The 23733-nt window shown below is 46.8% G+C and carries 19 protein-coding genes, 1 tRNA gene and 1 pseudogene; 13 read left to right on the top strand and 8 right to left on the bottom strand.

Annotated elements, in window-relative coordinates; genetic code table 11:
• Nucleotides 1–28 precede the first annotated feature (28 nt).
• The 4 genes and pseudogenes from rsfS to rng all read left to right on the top strand — a co-directional run.
• Nucleotides 29–415: pseudogene (gene rsfS / locus VC178_RS03325) on the top strand (ribosome silencing factor); the annotation flags it as partial.
• Nucleotides 416–443: 28 nt separating this feature from the next.
• Nucleotides 444–887, top strand: coding sequence for a 23S rRNA (pseudouridine(1915)-N(3))-methyltransferase RlmH (gene rlmH, locus VC178_RS03320; RefSeq protein WP_323481602.1), 444 nt, complete (start codon nucleotides 444–446; stop codon nucleotides 885–887).
• Nucleotides 880–1515, top strand: coding sequence for a Maf family protein (locus tag VC178_RS03315; RefSeq protein WP_371819549.1), 636 nt, complete (start codon nucleotides 880–882; stop codon nucleotides 1513–1515). The genes rlmH and VC178_RS03315 overlap by 8 nt, the downstream gene beginning before the upstream one ends.
• Nucleotides 1512–2975, top strand: a complete 1464-nt coding sequence (rng, locus tag VC178_RS03310) for a ribonuclease G (RefSeq protein WP_215296593.1) — start codon at nucleotides 1512–1514, stop codon at nucleotides 2973–2975. The genes VC178_RS03315 and rng overlap by 4 nt, the downstream gene beginning before the upstream one ends.
• Nucleotides 2976–2998: 23 nt before the next feature.
• Here rng and msbA read toward each other — a convergent pair whose 3' ends face one another.
• Complete coding sequence (gene msbA / locus VC178_RS03305) at nucleotides 2999–4762, bottom strand: lipid A export permease/ATP-binding protein MsbA (protein WP_323481601.1); 1764 nt, start codon at nucleotides 4760–4762, stop codon at nucleotides 2999–3001.
• 10 nt (nucleotides 4763–4772) lie between these two features.
• Between msbA and VC178_RS03300 the strand changes: the two genes are divergently transcribed.
• From VC178_RS03300 to VC178_RS03290, 3 genes are read left to right on the top strand one after another with little or no spacing between them, the layout of a single operon-like run.
• A complete protein-coding gene (locus VC178_RS03300; RefSeq protein WP_323481600.1) occupies nucleotides 4773–5534 on the top strand; it encodes a glycosyltransferase family 2 protein in 762 nt (253 codons plus the stop codon).
• Complete coding sequence (locus tag VC178_RS03295) at nucleotides 5531–6310, top strand: glycosyltransferase family 2 protein (RefSeq protein WP_215296590.1); 780 nt, start codon at nucleotides 5531–5533, stop codon at nucleotides 6308–6310. The genes VC178_RS03300 and VC178_RS03295 overlap by 4 nt, the downstream gene beginning before the upstream one ends.
• An 11-nt stretch (nucleotides 6311–6321) precedes the next feature.
• Complete coding sequence (locus VC178_RS03290) at nucleotides 6322–7461, top strand: glycosyltransferase family 9 protein (protein WP_323481599.1); 1140 nt, start codon at nucleotides 6322–6324, stop codon at nucleotides 7459–7461.
• Nucleotides 7462–7464: 3 nt separating this feature from the next.
• Here the strand turns inward: VC178_RS03290 and dnaE are convergent, their stop codons facing one another.
• The gene (gene dnaE / locus VC178_RS03285) at nucleotides 7465–11079 is read right to left on the bottom strand and encodes a DNA polymerase III subunit alpha (protein ID WP_323481598.1); all 3615 of its coding nucleotides are present in this window, start codon (nucleotides 11077–11079) and stop codon (nucleotides 7465–7467) included.
• A gap of 3 nt (nucleotides 11080–11082) precedes the next feature.
• Here dnaE and gluQRS point away from each other — a divergent pair, with 3 nt between their 5' ends.
• Nucleotides 11083–12030 (top strand): tRNA glutamyl-Q(34) synthetase GluQRS, encoded by a 948-nt coding sequence (gene gluQRS / locus VC178_RS03280; RefSeq protein WP_323481597.1) that lies wholly within the window; start codon nucleotides 11083–11085, stop codon nucleotides 12028–12030.
• Here gluQRS and VC178_RS03275 read toward each other — a convergent pair whose 3' ends face one another.
• From VC178_RS03275 to VC178_RS03265, 3 genes are all read right to left on the bottom strand, one after another.
• Nucleotides 12031–13464, bottom strand: a complete 1434-nt coding sequence (locus VC178_RS03275) for a DEAD/DEAH box helicase (protein ID WP_323481596.1) — start codon at nucleotides 13462–13464, stop codon at nucleotides 12031–12033.
• A 6-nt stretch (nucleotides 13465–13470) separates the two neighbouring features.
• Nucleotides 13471–13875 (bottom strand): GlcG/HbpS family heme-binding protein, encoded by a 405-nt coding sequence (locus VC178_RS03270; RefSeq protein ID WP_215320789.1) that lies wholly within the window; start codon nucleotides 13873–13875, stop codon nucleotides 13471–13473.
• A gap of 177 nt (nucleotides 13876–14052) precedes the next feature.
• On the bottom strand, nucleotides 14053–15237 hold the full coding sequence (locus VC178_RS03265) for a pyridoxal-phosphate-dependent aminotransferase family protein (RefSeq protein WP_323481595.1): 1185 nt from the start codon (nucleotides 15235–15237) through the stop codon (nucleotides 14053–14055).
• Between the two features lie 221 nt (nucleotides 15238–15458).
• Here VC178_RS03265 and VC178_RS03260 point away from each other — a divergent pair, with 221 nt between their 5' ends.
• Both VC178_RS03260 and VC178_RS03255 read left to right on the top strand, forming a co-directional pair.
• Nucleotides 15459–16145: a GntR family transcriptional regulator gene (locus VC178_RS03260; RefSeq protein WP_323481594.1), complete on the top strand. Its 687-nt coding sequence runs from the start codon at nucleotides 15459–15461 to the stop codon at nucleotides 16143–16145.
• On the top strand, nucleotides 16142–19213 hold the full coding sequence (locus tag VC178_RS03255; protein ID WP_323481593.1) for an FAD-binding and (Fe-S)-binding domain-containing protein: 3072 nt from the start codon (nucleotides 16142–16144) through the stop codon (nucleotides 19211–19213). The genes VC178_RS03260 and VC178_RS03255 overlap by 4 nt, the downstream gene beginning before the upstream one ends.
• Nucleotides 19214–19218: 5 nt before the next feature.
• Here VC178_RS03255 and VC178_RS03250 read toward each other — a convergent pair whose 3' ends face one another.
• The 3 genes from VC178_RS03250 to queG are packed head-to-tail and all read right to left on the bottom strand — an operon-like array spanning nucleotide 19219 to nucleotide 21507.
• A complete protein-coding gene (locus VC178_RS03250) occupies nucleotides 19219–19578 on the bottom strand; it encodes an AzlD domain-containing protein (RefSeq protein ID WP_215296582.1) in 360 nt (119 codons plus the stop codon).
• Nucleotides 19578–20363 carry an AzlC family ABC transporter permease gene (locus tag VC178_RS03245; RefSeq protein ID WP_216123908.1) on the bottom strand — a complete coding sequence of 262 codons (786 nt, stop codon included), beginning with the start codon at nucleotides 20361–20363 and terminating at the stop codon, nucleotides 19578–19580. The genes VC178_RS03250 and VC178_RS03245 overlap by 1 nt, the downstream gene beginning before the upstream one ends.
• Before the next feature lie 43 nt (nucleotides 20364–20406).
• Nucleotides 20407–21507 carry a tRNA epoxyqueuosine(34) reductase QueG gene (gene queG, locus VC178_RS03240; protein WP_323481592.1) on the bottom strand — a complete coding sequence of 367 codons (1101 nt, stop codon included), beginning with the start codon at nucleotides 21505–21507 and terminating at the stop codon, nucleotides 20407–20409.
• A 42-nt stretch (nucleotides 21508–21549) separates the two neighbouring features.
• On the opposite strand from queG, the gene tsaE reads away from it, so the two are divergent.
• The 3 genes from tsaE to VC178_RS03225 all read left to right on the top strand — a co-directional run bounded on the left by tsaE (nucleotide 21550) and on the right by VC178_RS03225 (nucleotide 23596).
• Nucleotides 21550–22089, top strand: coding sequence for a tRNA (adenosine(37)-N6)-threonylcarbamoyltransferase complex ATPase subunit type 1 TsaE (gene tsaE, locus VC178_RS03235; protein WP_215296579.1), 540 nt, complete (start codon nucleotides 21550–21552; stop codon nucleotides 22087–22089).
• Complete coding sequence (locus VC178_RS03230) at nucleotides 22090–23433, top strand: N-acetylmuramoyl-L-alanine amidase (protein WP_323481591.1); 1344 nt, start codon at nucleotides 22090–22092, stop codon at nucleotides 23431–23433. It abuts the gene before it with no gap.
• Between the two features lie 87 nt (nucleotides 23434–23520).
• A tRNA-Lys gene (locus tag VC178_RS03225) sits at nucleotides 23521–23596 on the top strand.
• Nucleotides 23597–23733: the final 137 nt, after the last annotated feature.

Genomic DNA, 23733 nt, shown 5'->3' with positions numbered 1-23733 from the left:
CAACACTAAAAGATATTGCATAGACACCATGGACTTACGTAAATTACAACGCGTCATTATTGATGCCCTAGAAGATGTTAAGGCGCAGGATATTCGCGTTTATGACACCACCAAACTCAGCGAGTTATTCGATCGCGTGATTATTGCTACAGGGTCCAGCAATCGCCAAACACGGTCTTTAGCCATGTCTGTCAAAGAAGAGGTCAATGCCAAAGGTGGTGAAGTGATCTCTATCGAAGGCTTAGAGACTGGTGAATGGGTGCTCGTAGACTGCGGTGATATTGTGGTTCATATTTTGCAGCCGATGTTGCGCTCTTACTATCAACTAGAAGGTATGTGGGGCGCCAAACCGGTGCGCGTCAAATTGGCTGGTGCCAAAGGCCTAGCTAAAGCAAGCGAATCCGAAGACGACGAGTAATTTTTTTATTCACGCCACTTAGCCGATGCGCTTAACCATTGTTTCAGTTGGTCACAAGATGCCCGATTGGGTTGTAACAGCAACTCAAGACTACATCAAACGCATGCCAGCGGATTGCAGTATTGAGATTAAAGAAATCAAGCCTGATCTCACTCCAGCAAAAGAAGCAGTCAAAATCCTGGCAGCTATTCCAAAGGGCTCACGCGTCATTGCCCTAGATGAGCGCGGTAAAGATCAAACCACCCAGAATCTAGCTACTCAGCTAGCAAGCTGGCGTCAAGAAGGTTTTGACATTACCTTTTTAATTGGTGGAGCCGATGGTCTAGATGCCAAGCTCAAAACGCATGCACAAGCGATGTGGCGTCTCTCTAGCCTCACACTGCCACATGCGATGGCTAGAGTGTTACTGGTTGAGCAACTCTATCGCGCCTGGACTATTCTTCAAGGTCATCCCTATCACCGTGAGTAATGCTGTGTATTCTTTTGTTTATCTCGCCTCTCAAAGTCCACGCCGTCAAGAGCTCTTAAAACAAATAGGGGTGCACTTTGAAATGCTCCTTCCTCAAGTGGGTGAAGATGTTGAAAGCATTGAAATACCCCTCCCCCATGAAAAAGCACTTGCTTATGTAGAGCGAGTGACCTTAGCGAAAAGCGCTGTTGCACTAGAGCGCTGGAAAAAGAGTGGCTTACCTTGGGCGCCAATTTTGTGTGCAGACACCACGGTTAGTCTTCCCAATCATCCCGATGGTGAAATTCTCGGAAAACCCTCTGATGTTGCCGATGCTACTCGTATTCTGGGAATGTTGAGTGGTAAAACCCATGAGGTATTCACTGGGGTGGCACTGACGATCACGCCTGAAGAATCACCGGTATTTTTATTGCAAGTATCTGAGGTTCAGTTTGCCGTCCTGTCGGAATCACAAATCAACGCCTATATTGGAAGCGGAGAACCTTTTGGTAAGGCTGGCGCCTACGGTATTCAAGGTGGCGGAAGCGCCTTTATCCCCTCGATCAAGGGTAGCTATAGCGGTATCATGGGACTTCCCCTTTATGAAACTGCTCAACTACTCAAACGCGCTCAAATTAACTGTATATGAATGAAGAGATACTCATCAATATCACTCCGCAAGAGACGCGGGTTGCTTTAATACAGCAAGGTGCGGTTCAGGAACTGCAAATTGAGAGAACTCGTCAACGTGGTATTGTTGGAAATATCTACCTTGCAAAAGTTGTGCGCGTATTACCAGGTATGCAGTCTGCTTTTATTGAAATTGGTTTGGAGCGTACTGCGTTTATGCACGTTGCTGACATCACCCAAAGCAATCCGCAGCCCCAGATTGAAAAATTACTATTTGAAGGTCAAACTTTATTAGTCCAAGTCTTGAAGGACCCCTTAGGCACTAAGGGCGCACGTCTGACGACCCAACTCAGTATTGCAGGGCGTAATTTAGTTTACTTACCTCCCGCAGGAACCGATACCGCTACCGAAAAATATATCGGTGTCTCCCAACGAATTGATCAACCAGAAGAGCGTGAAGCAATTAAAACTCGTCTGGCTGGACTCATGGCTGAAGATGAGAAAGGCGGCATCATCGTGCGTACCAGCGCCCAAGATGCTTCAGATACCGAATTGCAACATGACATGCGCTATCTCAGAACCACTTGGGAAAGTATTCGTGAAGCAATGAAGCACAAAGCTGCGCCTAGCCTACTTTACCAAGACCTGAGCTTGGCTGAGCGGGTATTGCGCGATGTTGCTGGCGAAGAAACAATTCAAATTCGGGTCGACTCGGCAGAGAATTTTGAGAAGCTCAAAGGCTTCGCCAATCTATATATGCCTAACTTATTAGGCAAGCTCACTTTGCATCGTGGCGAACGCGCCCTATTTGATTTATTTGATGTCGATGCCGAAATTAATAAAGCCTTAGGTCGACGTGTTGATCTGAAATCCGGTGGCTACCTGATGATCGATCAAACAGAGTCAATGACAACGATTGATGTCAACACTGGTAGCTATGTAGGCGCCCGTAATTTGGATGACACGGTATTTAAAACTAATCTTGAGGCAGCTCAGGCCATTGCTCGGCAACTGCGCTTACGCAACCTAGGCGGCATCATCATTATTGATTTTATCGACATGATAGGCAAAGATCATCAAGAATCGGTATTGCATGAACTGAAGCGGAATTTGGAGCGTGATCACGCTCGTACTTCTGTAAGTGAATTTTCAGCATTAGGCTTGGTAGAAATGACTCGCAAGCGCACTCGTGAATCGCTGGCTCATATTACTTGTGAGCCATGTACTACCTGTATGGGTAAAGGTGAAATCAAAACGGCACAAACGATTTGCTATGAGATCTTGCGTGAGATTGTACGTGAGCATCGTCAATTTAATCCGCGAGAATTTCGGATCGTAGCAGCACCAGACGTGATTGACCTCTTTCTTGAGGAAGAAAATCAATTCTTGGCGCAGTTGGGCGATTTCATTGGCAAACCGATTACGCTCCAGGCAGAAGGCAGCTTCCGCCAAGAACAATACGATATCGTTCTGAGCTAAGGATCCAGACTATTTAAGCAAGCTTACGCATTAGAGAATTGAATGCGATGTAAGTTGGCATATAGACCATCTTGCTTGATCAATTCTTCATGTGAGCCGTTTTCCACAATCTTACCGTGCTCTAAAACGACAATTCGGTCTGCATGCTCAATCGTGGAGAGGCGATGCGCAATCACCAAGGTAGTTCTGCCAGCCATTAATCTTTCTAAAGCATCTTGTACTTGACGCTCTGATTCAGAATCCAAGGCAGAAGTAGCCTCATCCAAAATCAGAATCGGCGCATTTTTATAGATAGCTCTAGCAATTGCCAAACGCTGACGTTGTCCGCCAGATAAGCGGTTGCCGTTATCGCCCACCATCGAATCAATCCCCTCGGGAAGCTCACGAATCATGGCACTCAAGTTGGCCGCCTCTAAAGCCTCGATCACCCGACCACGATCAATACCCTCTTCACTGGCCGCGCCATACGCTACGTTGGCAGCAATCGTGTCATTAAATAAAATGACATCCTGACTTACAAAGGCAAGTTGTTTGCGAACATCCGCCAGCACAATATCCTCTAAGGACAAGTCGTCTAAGTAAATATGGCCACTGGTTGGCTTAAAGAATCGAGGCAGTAAGTTGACTAAGGTTGACTTGCCACCACCAGAAGGTCCAACAAACGCAACAATTTCGCCAGGCTTGATCGTGAGATCAATATTGGTCAATGTATCTTTACGCCCCGCCTCTTGCTGATATGAGAAACCCACCTTCTCAAATCGGATTGCACCTTTGGCTTTATCCAAAGGCTTCATATTCTGCTTGCGATCTTCAGCCTCTTCAAAAGGCTGGTCCATTAAGCCGAAAATCATTTCTGCCGCAGTGAGACCGCGTTGTAAAGGCTGATTGATATCAGCTAAATGCTTCAAAGGAGAAATCACTAACATCATTGCGGTAATAAACGCCGCAAAACCGCCTACCGTAGTACCTTCAGTAGAAGACTGCATCAATGCAATCACCAGCACAATCGATAGCGCCATTGAAGCAATTAACTGTGTAATGGGTTGATTTAAACCACCCGCTACGGCCGACTTCAAAGCAAATTGGCGTAAACGCTCTGCTTTTTGCAAAAAGCGATTCATTTCATATTCTTGGGCACCGTGCACCTTCACAATTTTGTAGCCGGCAGCAGATTCCTCAACAATGTAGGCCAACTCACTCGTCAAGTTTTGTTGCTCGCGATTAAGCGACCTCAAGCGTCGATTAATTTTGCTCATGATCAAAGCAATGACCGGGAAAATGATGAGCACAACTAATGTGAGTTTCCAATTGAGATAAATCAAGTAGCCCATCAATCCCACTACAGTTAGTGAGTCGCGCACCAGGCTAATGAGCATGCCGCCCATAATTGACAGCACATTATTCACTTCAAAAACAACGGCATTAATTAAATTGGAGGCTGAGTTTTTTTGAAAGAAAGCAGTACTTGCATGCAACAAGGTTTGGAACATTTGCTCACGCAGTTTGAGAAGGACCGCATTGATGACTCGGGTAAGCAAATAATTCGATAGAAACTGAGCTAGGCTACGTACTAGCGCCAATCCAACCAAAAAGACGGGTATCTGCCAGAGCTTGTTATTAAGCCCACCAGTAAAGCCGCGGTCCAATAGAGGCTTCATCAAAGCAGGGATCGAGGTCTCCGCTGCAGCCACAAAAGCCATGGCGACTAAGGAACCAATAATCAGCCCAATATGGGGCTTAAGATAGGTAATTAAGCGATTTAGAGCGGTCCGGTCTTGAGCATTCATATAATGAATTATGCCCACCTTATCAGTCATACTCATCACCCGCAATGAAGAGGCCAATTTAGACGACTGTCTAGCCTCTCTAAAAGGCATTGCCCAGCAGATTGTGGTGGTCGACACCCACAGCGCTGACCGCACCCTAGAAATCGCCCAAAAGTATGGCGCGACGATTGCTCAGCCCTCGGATTGGCCAGGTTTTGGCCCCCAAAAGAACCGCGCTTTGGACTTGGCTACGGGTGACTGGGTTTTGTCTCTAGATGCCGATGAAAGACTCACCCCTGCACTCAGATCAGAAATTGTGACGGCAGTTCACCATAGCGCCCAGATCAATTGTTTTGCCATTCCCAGACTATCTTGGTACTGCGGCCGCTTCATTCGCCACTCTGGGTGGAGCCCAGATTACGTAGACCGGCTCTTTAAGCGAGGTACTGCCCGCTTCTCAGATGACTTAGTCCATGAGCGACTCATTCCCAATGGCGCTGTCGCAAAGCTAGAAAACCCCATGCTGCACTACAGTTTCATGAACTACTCTAAGGTGCTGCAAAAACTGGATCGTTATTCCACAGCCTCTGCTGAGCAAGCGTTTGCCCAAGGCAAAACAAGTAGCCCCTTAAAGGCAGTTTTGCATGGTGTCTGGGCATTTATACGCACTTATATTATTCGTGCTGGGTTTTTGGATGGGGGTCAAGGATTTGCCTTAGCCATCTCCAATGGTCAGGGAACGTATTACCGCTACATCAAGCTCTGGCATCTCCATCAGGAAGCGCGTAAATGATTTCGATTTTGCTGGCTACATATAACTGGCCGCAAGCCCTGAAGCTCTGCCTAGAATCGCTAGCTACTCAAACAGACCATCATTTTGAAATCATCATCGCCGATGATGGGTCTACTGAGAGCACTAAACAAATCATTGGTGCCTTTCAATCAACACATTCACTTTCAATAACGCACCTTTGGCAAGAAGATCAAGGTTTCCGAAAAACCAAAATTCTCAACCAAGCAATTGAAGCAGCTAAAGGTGATTACCTCATCTTTTTAGACGGAGACTGCCTGGTTCAGCCGGATTTTGTTGCTCGCCATCGCGAGCTTGCACAAAAGGGCTTTCTCGTTACTGGCAGCCGAGTCCTACTCAATGAAAAACTAACACAAGAGTTGCTAGCCACTTCCCGCTGGGACTTTAAGCTATTTATCTCCAAGCTTTTGGAGTACCGTCTAAATGGTGGTATTAATAAATACTGGCCACTCAAAATCAAACTCGGCAATGGTTCTTGGCGCGACTATAAAAAATTTGTTTGGCGGCGTATTAAGGGTTGCAACATGGCTTGCTGGAAAACCGATGCGCAAGCAATTGATGGCTTTGACGAGACCATGACCGGCTGGGGTCACGAGGATGCTGACTTTGTCTTTCGTTTACAGCGGCATCATATCAAGCGCAAATCAGGATCATGGTCTACCGAAGTATTGCATCTCTTTCATCAAATTCATGATCAGAGCAATGCTGCTGAAAATGCGCGGCGTGTGCGTGAAAAGATTTTGGCAAAGGCAATGTAAGCGATCCACATATGACCAACTTCTCCACCCTAAAGCCCAAAAAAGTATTATTCATTGCGACTCGGCAAATTGGCGATGTACTGGTCACAACACCTTTAATTAGCAAAGCACGTGAACTGTGGCCCGATGCTGAATTTCATTTTCTGGGATACAAGGGCAAGCTCGATATGCTCAAGGGTAATCCAGATATTGACCAGATTATTGAAACCTCTGACCGACCTGGGTTTGGCGAATACCTCTCATTATTTAACCAACTCTTTCAACGCTATGACCTCGCCTTTGTGACTCAGCCAAGCGATCGTGCTTACTTATATGGCTTGGTTGCTGCATTTCATAGAGTAGGCGTTTTGGGTGGACATCCTCAAGGCAAGCAAAGTAATGCAAATAAGCAAAATGCTTGGAAAAAATTCATTTCAATGCATACCGTTGAGGTAGATTACTTTACACAGCATGTCATTACTGAAAAACTGCGCCTTCTGGAAGTATTCTTCAGAAACCCTAGCGATTTATTTGCAAACCCGATTAATGTCACACCACCTATTGGCGAGCCTTTGACACCAGTCATTGCCAGCGAACTGACTCATGCTTATGTCGTGATTCATCCAGGCCCTCTGACAGCCTACAAACGCTGGCCTCTTGGCCATTGGCAGAAGCTCATTACTTATATAGTTAATCGCGGCTTTCAGGTGGTGCTAAGCGCTTCACCAGCAAAACAAGACTTACAACTAAACCATGACATCCTATCCTTGTTAGAACCCAAGGTTCGCCAAAAGGTGATTGATACTGCGGGCAAGCTATCTATCCCTCAAGCAGGATCTTTATTGCGTGCAGCTAGTTTGTATATTGGAGTAGATACTTCCATCACCCATTTAGCAGCAGCCTGCAATACGCCAACCATTGCTTTATTTGGCGCTACACCACCCACCAATTTTGGGCCATGGCCCAATGGCTTTATTGGCGTGCAACCTTATCAATTACGCGCTCGCACACAAACGGTTGGCAACATCACTATCTTGCAAGGTCCCGGGGAATGCGTACCGTGTCGTAAGGCTGGTTGTTTAGATCGCGCAGATAGCAATAGTGAATGCTTGGACCTACTAGAACCCGCTCAAGTCATTGAGGCAGTAGAAAAGATCCTAGAAAGAAAATAAAGGCTAGTGGTACTGAACTTGCACAGGATCTTTTTGTTTTGAAGTCAGTAATTGATTGAGGCTATGCAAGCAGGCGTCATCCGGATAAATGCGCATCTCTTCTGGGAACTGCATTAAGCAAGCACCACCACTTGTAGTCACATCTGCCGTCAACATCAAACCTTTTACTCCATCATTTGTATTGGGGCTTGGCACATGCGCACCCAACTTCGGGTCTCGAGTGCGATTGGCCATGAGGTAAGGTCCAATTTGGCTACGCAGCATTCTGATGTCTACCGCTGAATCCAGGTATACATGCACATTGCGCGCAAAGCGCATCCGCGCCCCAGTAATATCCATGACCACCTCAGACACAATTCGCATGCCACCAGAGAACTTATCTGGCGTCACATTTACTTTAGCAATCAGGAGCTCATCTTCTTTTAGCCAGGAACGGTTGGGCTCATAGACCTCGCTATACAAAGTGACCTCTAGCGCGGCAGTACCATCATCAATCGTCGCAATCATCATGCGGCCGCGTTGACCTGTCAACATGCGTGCTGATGTCACAATGCCGGCAATCAGCTGATCTTTGCCTTCGGTAATTTTCGCTAATGGCTGGCGAATGAAGTGAGAGGTCTCTTCGCGGTAGGCATCAAACATATGACCCGTCAAACATAGTCCTAAAGCCGTTTTTTCTTCTTGGAGACGTTTTTTCTCAGACCAAATAGGCTCGCGTACCAGCTCAGGCTGGTGTTGATGATCCTCGCCCGCAACCTCAAATAAGCTTACCTGATGAATCGAGGCTTCTGCCTGTTCAGCCGCTTCAATCGCTCTTGCCAAAGAAGCCAACAAGGTAGAGCGAACATCATAGAGATTGCCGCCAGCTGCTAGGGAGTCCTTATAGAGGCTATCAAACGCACCTGCACGCATCAGTGCTTCTATAGCACGCCGATTCACTTGTCTGCGATCTACGCGAGCGCAGAAATCAAACAGGTCCTTGAATGGTCCATCGGCTTCGCGTGCTTTGACAATGGCTTCAATCGCTGCCTCACCAGTACCCCTAACCGCTCCTAAGCCATAACGAATATGACTGATCGGCGCATCAGGCGCAGCATCGGGTGCCCGCAAGGGCGTGAACTCATAGACACCCGTATTGATATCGGGCGAGAACACCCGAATTTGGTTTGCCAAACAATCGTCATACAAAATCTTCACCTTATCGGTGTCATCCATCGCGAGCGATAAGTTGGCTGCCATGAATTCAGCAGGGTAATAGGCTTTGAGCCAAGCAGTTTGATAAGCTAAGAGAGCATAGGCAGCAGCATGAGATTTATTAAATCCATACCCTGCAAAACGCTCCATCAAGTCATAGATCTCGTTGGCTTTTCCTTCGGAGATGCCACCTGCTTTTGCACCATCACTAAAGATCTTGCGATGCTGTGCCATCTCTTCTGGCTTTTTCTTGCCCATAGCACGGCGGAGCATATCGGCACCACCAAGTGAGTAGCCACCGATCATCTGTGCCATCTGCATCACCTGCTCTTGATACACCATGATGCCGTAGGTTTCACGCAGAACGGGTTCAATACGCGGATCTGGATACTCTACTTTTTGACGACCGTGCTTACGCTCAATAAAGTCTGGAATCAAATCCATCGGACCAGGACGATATAGAGCCACTAACGCAATAATGTCTTCAAAGCGGTCAGGCTTAGCATCGCGCAGCATGCCTTGCATGCCGCGACTTTCTAGCTGGAATACCGCAACCGTATTCGCCCGTTTCAATACGTCGAAAGCTCGCTCATCATCGAGTTGAATATCGCTAATACTCCAATCCTTACGATCAGCATGCAGTGCTTTAATCCAGCGCTCTGCTGCTGCCAAGATAGTGAGCGTCGTAAGACCTAAGAAGTCAAACTTCACCAAGCCAATGGCCTCAACATCGTCCTTATCAAATTGGCTAATCACAGAGCTACTATCTTGATCTTTGCTCTCTTGGGTATAGAGCGGACAAAAATCTGTCAGTCGACCTGGGGCAATTAAAACACCGCCAGCATGCATGCCAACGTTACGCGTCATACCCTCGAGTTGCTGCGCCAATGAGAGTAATTGACGGACCTCGTCTTCATTCTTTTCACGCTCGGCTAATTGCTTCTCTTCCTTTTTCGCTATTTCAATGGTCATGTATTGACCTGGCTTATTGGGGACAAGCTTCGCAATCCCATCAACAAAGTTATAGCCCTGCTCTAAAACCCGGCCCACGTCGCGAATCGCTGCTCTGGCAGCCATCGTGCCAAAAGTCGCAATTTGGCTGACGGCATCCTTACCGTATTTATCTTTCACGTACTGAATCACACGGTCACGACCGTGCTGACAAAAGTCGATATCAAAGTCGGGCATTGATACCCGCTCTGGATTCAAGAAACGCTCAAAGAGTAAGTTGTAACGGAGTGGATCGAGATCGGTAATGCCGAGAGAGTAAGCCACTAAAGAACCTGCACCTGAGCCACGACCTGGACCGACAGGGACGCCATTGTTTTTAGCCCAGTTAATAAAGTCTGCAACGATCAAGAAGTAACCAGGAAAGCCCATTTGAGAAATCGTCTTAACCTCAAACACTAAGCGCTCGTGATAACGAGACATCTCCTTAGCCTGCTCTTCTGGGTCTGGAAAGTTGCGCTCCATATGACGCTTGAGACCAACTTCAGATTGCGCTAAAAGATACTCATCCAACGTGATGCCTGGTGGCGTCGGAAAATCTGGCAAGCGTGGCTGACCTAGAACCAGAGATAAGTTGCAACGCTTCGCAATCTCAACTGAGTTCGCCAAAGCTGCTGGTAAATCTGCAAAGCGCTTTTCCATCTCTGCTTGCGTCAAAAAATACTGCTGATCGTTAAATTTCTTTTGACGACGCGGGTTGCCCAGCAGCTCACCCTCAGCAATACAAACGCGCGCCTCATGCGCCGTAAAGTCACTCTTTTGCATAAACTGCACTGGGTGTGTCGCTACTACCGGTAGATCTAACTCATTGGCTAAATGGCATGCCAGCTGAAGTTGCTTTTCATCTTGCGGATGACCACCGCGTTGCACTTCAATGTAAAACGATTTGGGGAAGAGTTTTTCATAACGTCTCGCCACGCTTTGAGCTTGATCTTCTTGACCTGCTAACAATGCGGCACCAAGCTCACCCATACGCGCACCTGACAGCGCAATTAATCCGTAAGAGAGTGTTCTATTGGCTTTCTTATCTTCCGCTTTTGCAGCAGGTTCACTAAACCAAGCTGAATCGACTTCAGCACGACCACGTGATTGATTATCCAAAGAGGCTCTACTGAGTAACTCACAAAGATTGAGGTAGCCAGAATGGTTTTGTACTAGCAATAACAGTCGGTGAGGCTGATCGGGATCTTGGGAATTGCTCACCCAAACATCTGCGCCGGCAATCGGCTTAATACCACCAGAGCGAGCGGCTGTATAAAACCGCACTAGGCCAAACAAATTACTTAAATCGGTGAGAGCCAAGGCACCCATTTCATCTTTGGCAGCTGCAGCTACTGCATCATCAATGCGCACGACTCCATCCGTAATCGAAAACTCGGAATGAATGCGGAGATGTACAAAACGGGGTAAAGCCATGAGATGATTTTAGCTGTGTCCAAGCTCAAAAACCCTTCATCCCCAGCCGACGGCTATCGCGGGCGATTTGCCCCCTCGCCTACTGGACCACTCCATGCGGGATCGCTGGTTGCGGCCCTAGGAAGCTGGTTAGATGCCCGTAAAAATGGTGGTAAATGGCTGCTCAGAATAGAAGATCTGGATCCCCCTAGATGCACCCTTGGGGCTGATCAGCTCATTCAGTCCCAATTGCTCGCATGTGGCCTTTTCTGGGATGAAGCTCCCACATTTCAGTCAAAACATCAGGATCGCTACCAAAAGGCTTTAGAACGCCTCAATGAGCTCAAATGCCTCTATTCCTGTACCTGTTCTCGGCAAACAATTACCAATAACCTAGCGGAGCTTGGAGTTCAAACGCCGCGCAATCAAGAGATGGTTTATCCGGGGACGTGCAGAGCAAGTCAACTAGAGAGCCATACAAGTTCTGAAATTTTAGGCCTGAAGGCAGCTTGGCGAGTTGCGCTGCCCCCAAATTGCCAGATTGATTTTGAGGATTTAGCCCTTGGCACTCAAAGTCAGAATCTCAATCAACAAGTCGGGGATTTTATCCTGCGCAGAAGTGATGGTCTCTTTACTTACCAACTCGCCGTAGTCGTAGACGATGCAGAGCAAGGTATTACCCATATCGTACGTGGCGAAGATTTGCTAAGCAACACCGCTAGGCAAATATATTTACAAACTCTTTTGGGATACACAACGCCTCATTACAAACATCTCCCCTTGGTATTAGATGAACACGGCGAAAAATTGAGTAAGCAAACCTTAGCAACCCAAATTAATACACAAGATCAAACACATTCTCTTGTAGAGCTTCGCAAGGCTGCAACACATTTAGGATTGGTTGGGTTACCTGATGGTGAGAGGATCACCATTGCAGAGTGGCTCTTGGCAGCCACTCATGCCTGGAGCTAATTACTTCTTTTTGAAACCGCCCAATAAGGCGCCAACTGCTGGCTTAGCGGCCACAATACCCACTTTTTTCACTTCTGGCTTTACTACATCGGATGACTGTGGTGCGGCGCTAGGCTCATAAGGTTTATAGAAAAATGGGTCTGACATTTTTGCTGGGGCATTACTACTAGTAGATGGCTTGGCATAAGCAGGAGTACCCTCAGGCAAAGGCTGGATATCCAACTTACGTTTCATTAGCTTTTCAATATCGTCTAATAAACGCTTTTCACTGGCATCTACTAAAGCAATCGCATCCCCTGTACTACCAGCACGACCTGTTCGACCGATGCGGTGAATAAAGTCTTCAGCGTTATAAGGCAACTCATGATTAATCACGCAAGGCATATCTGGAATATCCAAACCCCGCGCTGCCACATCTGTCGCCACCAACACTTCAATCGCGCCAGACTTGAATGCATCCAAAGTTAAGGTACGCTCACCCTGACTCTTATCGCCATGAATCGCACCTGCTTTAATACCATCACGCTCTAAGGCCCGTGCTAACTTGGCACAACCTAAACGACTATTGGTGAAGATGATGCACTGACGCGATAAACCTTGACGCGTACGGTTTTCTAAGACTTGGACAATTGCACGCTGCTTATCACTTGCTGACACCATATGAATGACTTGCTTAACCGTGTCGGCCGCAGCATTTTGACGAGCTACTTCTACCGTCACCGGTGTACGCAAATAACTCTGCGCGAGCTTCTTAATTTCTGGTGAGAAGGTTGCCGAAAACAACAGGGTCTGTCTTTGCGCAGGAATCAAATTAATGATGCGTTGTAGATCAGGCAAGAAACCCATATCGAGCATACGATCGGCTTCATCTAGCACCAGAATCTCTACCTGGGACAAATTAGCCACTTTAGACCCAATGTGATCAAGTAAGCGACCTGGTGTGGCAATCAAGATCTCAATACCATTACGCAAGATAGCAACTTGCTCTTTCATATCCACGCCACCATAGACCACAGCTGCGCGCAGATCCGTATGCTTCGAGTAGTTAGCAGCGTTCTCTGCTACCTGCACCGCCAACTCTCTGGTTGGAGTTAAGACTAAGGCGCGAATCGGATGGCGTGCGGGTGAGGCGCTGTTGCTAGCATGACGCAAAATCTTTTGAATAATTGGCAATACAAAGGCTGCTGTTTTGCCAGTGCCAGTTTGTGCAGCACCCATTAAATCGCTCCCCGCTAAAACATGCGGAATTGATTGCGCTTGAATCGGAGTAGGAGTGTTATAGCCTTGTTCAGCAACCGCTTTTTGAATCAGCGGGTCTAAACCAAAATCAGCAAAAGTAATTGTTGCTGGAGGGGTAACACTAGGGGCGGCGCTAGGAACGACTAAGTCGCCAAGCCCTGTAGATGAATTTATTTCAGTAGCAGTATTGATCAAGGTAACTTACAGGATGGCCGCAATGCCGGCCTTAGCGGTTTCGGCATCCTCGGTCGATTTAACGCCGGAAACGCCGACTGCGCCGATGGTAAACCCATTTACCTCGATATTGACCCCACCCTCTAACATGCCCGAAATATGTGGGACAGATAAAAAAGAGGTGCGACCGTTATTAATAATTTCTTCGTACACACGGCTTTCACGTTTACCCATTGCAGCGGTGCGCGCTTTTTCTTGAGCAATGTAAGCAGATACTGGTGCGCATCCGTCACGACGGGTCAAACCTAGTACATGTCCACCATCATCACAAACAGCGATCGTGACTGCCCAATTATTTTCAGCGGCATGCTTGTTGGCTGCATCCAAAATCTTTTGAGCATCCGCTTGAGTTAAATAAGGTTTAGTTGCCAACATGTTGAATCCTTTTTAAATACTATTGTCTCGAATATGTTTTATGTGATGAAAGTGCCATCAATACAAGTGCCTGAATTATAAAGGCTGCAGCCAGGCTCAGCCCTTTAAGTCTGACCCCGGACGATCTGCACCCTGCCTTTGCCCTATACGCAGCTGAAAGGGCCTAAATGGTGGTTATTTTAGGAATTCTTGAGCAGCTACTACACCGCTAGCCTTAGGCTTAAAGCCCATAGCACCCAAGCTCATTTCAACCCCACTTAAAGCAGCCATCAAATTGAGCTCATTACAGTCACCCAAATGACCAATCCGGAATGCTTTGCCCTTAATTTTTCCAAGGCCTGTTCCTAAGGAGAGATTAAATTTCTCCAAAGCATGTTTGCGTAATTTGTCGGCATCCATACCTTCAGGTGTAGCGATACAAGTTAACACTGGAGAGTAGCAATCCTTATCCTGACATTGAATTTCGAGCCCCCAAGCATGAACAGCTTCACGACAAGCGGCAGCCAAACGCTGATGACGCGCAAAGATTGTGTCCAAACCTTCAGCCATCATCATGTCCATCGCTTCATGCAAACCGTACATTAAATTCGTACTGGGTGTAGTTGGCCAGTAACCGTTTTTATTGGACTCCAATATTTCATCCCATGCCCAATACGCTTTATGCATTTTGTTTTGCTTGCTCACTTCAATGGCTCTTGCTGACAAGGCATTAAAGCCAATACCTGGAGGCAACATCAAACCTTTTTGCGAACCAGAAATAGTAACATCCGCGCCCCACTTGTCATGCTCGTAGTCTGCAGATCCAAGGCCAGAGACGCTATCAACTAACAACAAAGCGGGGTGCTTTAAGGAGTCGATCGCTTTTCGTACTGCGGCGATGTTTGAAGTAACGCCAGTCGATGTTTCGTTATGCACTACGCATACAGCCTTGATTTCATGCTGAGTGTCCTTACGCAAACGCTCTTCAATCACGGCAGCATCTACGCCCCAACGCCAAGAATCTTGTCCAGATTTACCAACGACCTCGACCTTCAGACCGAGGCGTTGCCCAAGTGCGCGCCATAAATTGGCGAACTGACCAGTTTCATAAAACAAGACTGTGTCACCAGGATTGAGAACATTCACTAAAGCGCCTTCCCATGATCCCGTTCCGGAAGCGGAATAAATGATCACCGGCTGCTCTGTTTTGAAGATCTTCTTGATACCATCCAAAACCTTCAAGCCAAACGCACCAAACTCGGGGCCACGATGATCAATGGTTTGATAGCTAATGGCGCGTAATACGCGTGGAGGCACTGGGCTTGGGCCAGGAATATGTAAAAAATGGCGTCCTGATGGGTGGTTATCAAGTTTCAACATGCTTTGTCTCGCTATGGATGGGTTTAGGTATTTAAAAGGGGGTGAATTCTAGGAACTCGTTTCAGCCGCTAGTGTATGACAAATTTTGGCAATTTTCCATTTTGTATACAATTTATTTTCATTTAATATAAAAATAAACCCTAATTTAAGCATTTAAAGCCATAATTTATGCTTTATCATGACTTATTGATATTTTTGTATACAAATTATAGGTTCTCAATATGACGGTCACAGAGCAGCCAAATTCCCAGAATCTGCATGAGGCAATCTTCCAAAAACTCAGATCACTCTTGGTAGAGGGAAAGATTGCACCAGGCAGCAAACTGAATGAGCGTGAATTAGCTGAAAGCCTGAACGTTTCTCGCACACCGATTCGGGAAGCGATTCGTCGCTTGGCTGCCGATGGCCTAGTAGAGTTGATCGCCAATCGTGGAGCGATTGCTGTGCAATTGAGTTTGGAAGATGTCATTCACACCTTTGATGTGATTGCCGACTTAGAGGGCTTCTCTGGAGAGCTGGCTGCAAATCATATTACTGATGCCAGCCTCTCTGAATTAGAGGCACTCCAGTATGAAATGATGGCTTCGTATGCGCGCCGTGATTTATCGAGTTATTACAAACTCAATCTACGTATCCATCATTTAATTAATCAAGCAGCGAACAACCCTGTACTCTCTCGTCTCTTTACTCAAGTAAATACTCGTATCGAGGCGCTACGCTTTCGCTCCAACCAAGACGGCGTCAAATGGGAAAAGGCAGTTGAAGAACATCAAGAGATGCTCGATGCCTTAAAAGCACGTGATAGCCAGAGAATGCGCAAGATCATGATTCAGCACGTCCAGAACAAGCGTGATGTTGTCGTACAACTTCTGAAAGCAGAAACAGGCAGCCTGGAGATGGCTAAATGAATAAGCCCTTAGACCTCAAAGAAGTCATGATTGATCAAGCGACCTTAGCAAAGCGCCTACGCCAAGAAACGTCTGGCGAAGTGATGACCGATAGCGCAAGTCGTGGTCGCTATGCTACCGATGCCTCTATTTATCAAGCCATGCCAGTGGCAGTGTTTGTCCCCAAGACCGCAGAAGATATTGCTACAGCCATTCAGATTGCGGCTGAGCTTGGTGTACCAGTATTACCAAGGGGTGGTGGCACCAGTCAGTGTGGCCAGACTACTGGCGCTGCACTGGTGATTGATAACAGCAAATACTTCAGAAATGTTCTTGATCTCAATCTCAATCAAGGCTACGTGGAAGTTGAGCCAGGTATTGTGCTGGACCATCTCAATGGCTCCCTCAAGCAACATGGTCTTTGGTATCCAGTAGATGTATCCACTGCTGGGCAGGCCACGATTGGAGGCATGGCAGGTAATAACTCTTGTGGAAGCCGCTCTATTGCTTATGGCAATATGGTGCATAACGTCTTGGGTATCAATGCTTGGCTGGCGAATGGTCAAATTGCCGAGTTTGGTAATTACGCCAATAGCTCTGGTGTTGCTAAGCAGTTAGGTGACTTTGTAAAAGGTTTAGCAAACACACTTCAACCAGAGATCGAAGCTCACTTTCCGAAAGTACTCAGACGAGTCGCTGGTTACAACCTCGATATCTTTCACCCTCAAAGTGAACTACCTTATACGCAAGATGGCAGCGTGAATCTCTCACATCTTTTAGTGGGTAGCGAAGGTACGCTGGCTTACTTTAAATCTCTCAAACTCAAACTTGCACCACTACCGAAACATAAGGTGCTTGGCATTGTGAACTTTGCGAGCTTTTACAAAGCCATGGATAGTGCTCAACACATTGTGAAACTTGGACCTACTGCAGTAGAGTTAGTCGATCGCACCATGATTGATCTAGCACGCAGTAATCCCAGTTTTAAGAAGACGATTGAGACTGCACTGATTGACCATACTGCGCAAACTCCAGAAGCGATTCTGTTGGTAGAGTTTTCAGGGGAAGCGCATGCTCCCTTGCTTGAAAAAATCATGGCATTACAAGAGCTCATGGGTGACTTAGGCTTACCCGGTTCAGTGGTATCTATGCCAGACGCTTCCTTGCAAAAGAATTTATGGGAGGTGCGTAAAGCGGGGCTAAATATCATGATGAGCTTAAAAGGTGATGGCAAGCCAGTGAGCTTTATTGAGGACTGCGCAGTTCCGCTAGAGAGTCTGGCAGATTACACCCAAGCCTTAACGGATGTCTTTTCTAAATACGGTTCACGCGGCACTTGGTATGCCCATGCTTCAGTTGGTACTTTGCATGTCCGACCCATTCTTGATATGCGCAGAGATGGCGCCCAAAAGATGCGTGCTGTTGCCGAAGAAGCATCTGCCTTGGTACGTAAATACAAAGGTGCTTACAGTGGTGAACATGGTGATGGCCTGTGTCGTGGTGAATGGATCTCATGGCAATTTGGCCCCAAGATCACTGAAGCCCTTGCAGAAATCAAGCATGCCTTTGATCCTCAGGGACTATTTAATCCAGGCAAGATTATTAATCCACCAAAGATGGATGATGCGAGTAACTTTCGATTTTCGCCAAGTTATCAAGTGATTCCATTACAGCCTGCATTAGATTGGTCAGCCTGGAACGTACAAAATAATCCTGTTACTGAAGAAACTACCGCGCCCGGCACGGGTGGTGATCCTGCAATGGGCTTAGCTAAAGCGGTAGAGATGTGCAATAACAATGGCCACTGCCGTAAGTTTGATGCGGAGGTGATGTGTCCCAGTTATCGTGTGACTCGGGATGAGAAACACCTGACCCGCGGCAGAGCAAATACCTTACGCTTAGCACTCTCCAATCAACTCGATATCAAAGACGAGACTTCACCACTTGGCAGCGATGCCATTAAAGAGGTGATGGAATTGTGTGTGAGTTGCAAAGCCTGTCGGCGTGAATGTCCTACTGGCGTTGATATGGCCAAGATGAAAATTGAGTTTCTATCAGCCTATAAGAAACGGGTTGGTCATTCTTTACGTGATCTAGCAGTGGCGTATCTTCCCAAGTATGCCGGCACGATTAGCAGTATTCCACTCTTGCCAGTGATCCTCAATCTGCGCAATCACATTGCACCGATTGCCAAGCTACAAGAATGGATCATGGGTATCTCCGCCCAAAGAAGTTTGCCAATTTGGAAAGGTAATACTTTCTGGAGTAAGCCAAAAGCAATCGCACCCTATCAATTTAGTCCTGAGGCCTTATCAAATCAACCAGGGGTAGTGCTATTAGCCGATACCTTTAATGCTTACTTCGAAGATGAAAATCTGCAGGCGGCAATAACCGTTCTTACTGCTGCTGGCTATCGTATTCATATTCCGCACAAGAGTCAGAACAAGGCTAAAAATAAAGAACAAAACACTTGCTCCAAAGAATTTTGCTGCGGCAGAACTTACCTTGCAGCTGGCATGGTGGATAAAGCCAAGGAAACACTCGGTGAACTCATCGATCATCTCGCGCCCTACGCGCAAAAGAATATTCCAATTATTGGTCTTGAGCCCTCTTGTCTCTTTACCCTAAAAGATGAGGCTTTAGTGATGGGTTTTGGTGAGCGGGCCGTGACCGTATCGCAGCAAGCGCAACTCTTAGAAGAGTTTTTAGCCAGCAAAGCGAAAGCAGGCAAACTCAACCTGCAACTCAAAGCCGCCAGTAAGCCAGTCCTTTTTCATGGACATTGCCATCAGAAGTCTTTTGCAGCTGTGACACCTGCCATGGAACTACTTAAACTCATTCCTAACGCAGAGCCTCAGTTAATTGAATCATCTTGCTGCGGCATGGCCGGTAGCTTTGGCTATGAAGCCGAGCATATCGAGGTATCTAAGCAAATGGCTGAAGCGAGCCTATTGCCGAGCATTCGTAAATCACCCGATAGTTGGGTAGTAGCGGATGGCACTAGTTGCCGTCATCAAATTGCAGACGGCACGCAACGTGAAGCGGTACATATCGCCAGAATATTAGCGGCACATCTTTCAGTTGAATGAAAAGCTTAGCGAATCACGCCATAACCCACCATCAGCAAGGTTCCAGTCAATAAGGCTGGAACCAAACGCTTAGAAGGTTTAGAAACCATCACGCCAATCGCTAAGGCGCAAATCAAAATCCGAATCCACAAAGGCACGGTAGCCATTAAACCCAAAGGCATGACGATCAGGCGAATCGTCAAGGCAGCAACCATGGTGTAGGTCACCGCCGCTAACCAACGAAAGATTTCGCTTTCTTGATTAATGCTTTGAGAAAGCATGACACCAATCGCTCTGCAGAAATAAGTGCCAATACAGGCGCCTACTAGAGCAATCCACAAACCCCATCCCGAGAGCGCGTTTGTCATCGTATCCATTGGACTCATTACCCTACTACTCCGGCTTTCTTACGCAAGAACTTGCGATCAATAAAGTAAGCCAGAGTCCCACCTACAAGACCTGCTGTCAGTAAGCTGGTATCGCGATCAATTAAAAAGAAGATCGGGCCAAAAATACAACCCATGAAAAGAGCAATACGATTAATCCAAGGTTTGACTTCGGTAAACGTTAATAAGAAGAAGAGTGGATTAATAAAGACTAGACCCAGCGTTACAGCAGGCGGCACCATGCCAGCTAAATAGAAACCCAAGATCGTTCCAGGAATCGAAATTAACCAACAGAGTAAACCAAGGCCTACAAAATAGGCCAAGCGGTGCTTGGTCTCTATCGCATGAAACTCACGCATTGAAATTGCCCATGCCGTCATGGCCAATAAATGGACGGAAGCATATAAGCTTCGATTGCGATCCTTCTGATGAAACTGCGGAAAGAGTGTCACCGTCATCGTGATGAAGCGGGTCGAAGTTAAGGTTACTGCCAAAGCAATTGCAATGACGGATGAACCAGTGATTGCCATTTCTAGTAAGACCACCTGCCCTGGCAAGGCAAACATAAAAAATGAGGTAGAGGTGGTGAACCAAACATCAAAGCCATTGGTTTTGCCCATGGCTCCAAAACCCACCATGCCAGCAAAGAGCACCATGGCTGGTGCTCCAGCTGCATCACGCATTCCCACCCAGAATGCATCGCGAGGACTTTTAAAGCGCTCCGCTGCCGAACCCTCTAGTGCAATTTCGCTAGGATCAATATAAGGTTGGTCGGCTGATGACATAGGCTAATTGTAAGAGCTAGGCTCCATTATTGTCTAAGCTTGCCTAAGGAATGGGATTGAGAGCCCACTCAATATGTTCCGCAACGAGTGCATCTGCTGATAAGAGACCTTCACTCAAGGCTTTTCGAATAGCTTTCTTGTCTGCATTAGCTACTACTGGATTGGCTAGGGCATTACCCATTGCGACCGCGAGATTACGGCGCCAGCGGCTATAACCAATGCGTCGAATCGCACTGCCTTCATGGCGCTCTTCAAACTCTGCTTCAGTCCATGACCACAAATGCAAAAGACTAGCCTGTCCCAAACCATGACGCTGTGCAAAGTCTGGCAATTGTGTGCGCTTAGCAAACTTATTCCATGGACAAATCAACTGACAATCATCGCAACCATAAACGCGATTACCCATTGCTCTGCGAAACTCCATTGGAATGGCCTGAGGGTTCTCAATGGTGAGATAGGAGATACAGCGGCGTGCATCTAATTGATATGGCGCAGTAATGGCTTGTGTTGGACAAACATCGATACACGACTGACAAGTACCACAATGTTCGTCTTGCGCTTCATCGATTGGGAGTGGTACATCGACCAAGATCTCACCCAAGAAAAAGGTAGAGCCAGATTCACGATTGAGTAAGAGCGTATGTTTTCCACGCCAACCTAAACCCGCTTTACGAGCAAGCTCAACTTCCATTAAAGGGGCTGAATCCGTAAATACACGATATCCAAAAGTGCCAATTTTTTCTTCGATAGCTTTGGCAAATTCTTGCAAGCGATGACGCAAAACCTTGTGATAGTCGCGACCTCTGGCATACATTGAGACCACTGCTTGAGAGGGATCCTCTAAGCGTTGCCACTCAGTATCAAGATTGATATCGGGTGGCAGATAGTTCATGATGACGCAAATGACGCGTACAGTACCTGGCACTAATCGCTGTGGATCAGCACGCAGATCCGCATGGCGTTGCATGTATTCCATCTGGCCATGACGCCCATCTGCCAACCACTCCTGCAAACGCTTGCTTGCCAAGCCCAGGTGGGTATCCGTAATGCGCAAACCATCGAATCCCAACTCTATAGCCTTTTCTCCAAGCCAAGCACGTAACTTAGACTCGTCTAGAGCAGAGGAATGGGCAGATAAAGGCATATGAATAGAGAATGTAGCGCAATAATTGAATAAACTAGAACAATGGCTCAAACCCCAGAAACACCATTAGCAATAATCAAGCAACATTGTAGGCAGGAAGCAGATACCGCTAGCCTAGCCAGACAACTTGCCGTCAGCATTACTGGTTTTATGGAACAAAATCCACAGGGACACCTCAATATCTCCCTAGTTGGCAATTTAGGGGCAGGCAAGACCACCTTCGCACGATATTTGATCCAATCAATGGCTTATGCGGGCAAGGTCAAAAGTCCAACCTATACCTTGTGCGAGCCTTACACACTCAAAACCAATAGCGGTGAATTTACCGCGCATCATTTTGACCTCTACCGAATGCGTGATCCTCTGGAATGGCAAGAAGCTGGTTTTGGAGAATATTTTGACATTCCTGGCTTTTGTTTAATTGAGTGGCCAGAAAAAGCTGTAGGCACTCTACCACCATTCGATCTACAAATTGAATTACTCCCGGGCGTAGATGAGAATGAGAGATCAGTGACGATAACAGCACTCCTGAATGATGGCCACCATGTTCTGAATCATGTAATACAGAATTTAAGCAAGTAAATGGGCATTAAAAAAACTATTCGACAAACGAATCTTGCGAGAAGGCAGCATTTCAAAACTTCAGCGAAGTTCTTGAGCTTTGCACTGCTTTTTACAGAAGTGGAGATTGCTTGGGGCGCCAAGATATTGGGTGTACGTGTCTGGCCATCAGAGGACTACACCCGCATCACTCTGGAATCCGATACACCATTGCCTATTAGCCAGCAGATCCTCACCAATCCTGATCGCCTGGTAGTTGATGTGCAAGGCTTAGAGCTCAATCCCACTTTGAGAGATTTAGTAGCCAAGGTCAAGCCTAATGATCCTTATATTGCGCAAGTAAGAGTAGGTCAGTTTCAGCCAGGAGTAGTGCGCTTAGTATTCGACTTAAAAGAACCGATCAAGCCTCAACTCTTCACATTAGACCCCGTTGGTGAATACAACTACCGCATGGTCTTTGATTTGTACCCTACCACTCCACCTGATCCCTTGATGGAGTTAGTAAAAAGCAGCGCTCGTAAGGAAAGTGCTCTAGCTAAATCAAATGAAGAAGTAGATTTCATTGCGCAGTTTGCTACTAAAAAGGAAGCGCCAAAGTCGCCAGTGGCACAAGCCATACCAGAGGCTAAAGAAGCTCCGGCAGCTGCTAAGTACAAACGCCTGATCACCATTGCCATTGATCCTGGTCATGGTGGCGAAGATCCGGGTGCAATCGGTTCATTAGGTTCTAGAGAAAAGCATGTAGTTCTCTCGATTGCAAAGCGACTCAAAGACAAGATAGAGAGTGAAGCCTATATGCGCCCTTTTTTAACTAGAGATGGGGATTATTTTGTACCTCTGCATGTGAGAGTACAAAAAGCCAGACGAGTTGAGGCGGATCTTTTTGTTTCTATCCATGCGGATGCATTTATTCAGCCACATGCTAAAGGTGCTTCCGTATTTGCGCTTTCGCAAATGGGTGCTAGTAGTTCAATGGCACGCTGGATGGCCAATAAAGAAAATGCTTCAGACTTGATTGGTGGCATCAATATCAAGACCCAAGATCGACAGGTAGCTAATCTACTCCTAGATATGTCAACCACTGCTCAGATTAAAGACTCGCTGCAGGTTGGAAACTCTATTCTGAAGCAAATTAGTGGTTTTGCGCCCTTACATAAAGGAAAGGTAGAGCAAGCCAGCTTTGCTGTTTTAAAGGCACCAGACATTCCTTCTATCTTGGTAGAAACTGCCTTTATTAGCAATCCTCAAGAAGAAGTCAGGCTGAATGATGATGGCTACCAGGACCGCATTGCTGAGGCTATTCTGAAGGGGATTAAGGATTATTTTTCCAAAAATCCACCAGTCGCCAGAAGAGCAAACTCATAAGCTACATGTAACTACAAGGGCTTACGGGCAGACACAGCAGACCAAGGGATCGCCTACAAACTTCTTGCTATAATTTATGGCTTAACTGGGTCGGTAGCTCAGTCGGTAGAGCAGCGGACTTTTAATCCGTTGGTCGCGAGTTCGAATCTCGCCCGACCCACCAGCAATACTAAGGTACGTACCGGACACATGCTTTACGTCCGGTACCGACCACATGGTTTACACCTTTACCAATCACATCCCCAATACTTTGGGACCAAATGGGTTTTCTAGGGCTTGTACCCTTGAAGACTCCATATC

Source organism: Polynucleobacter sp. AP-Sanab-80-C2 (assembly GCF_035012965.1).
Classification (GTDB): Bacteria; Pseudomonadota; Gammaproteobacteria; order Burkholderiales; family Burkholderiaceae; genus Polynucleobacter.
This window is presented reverse-complemented; position numbering and strand designations above follow the sequence as displayed.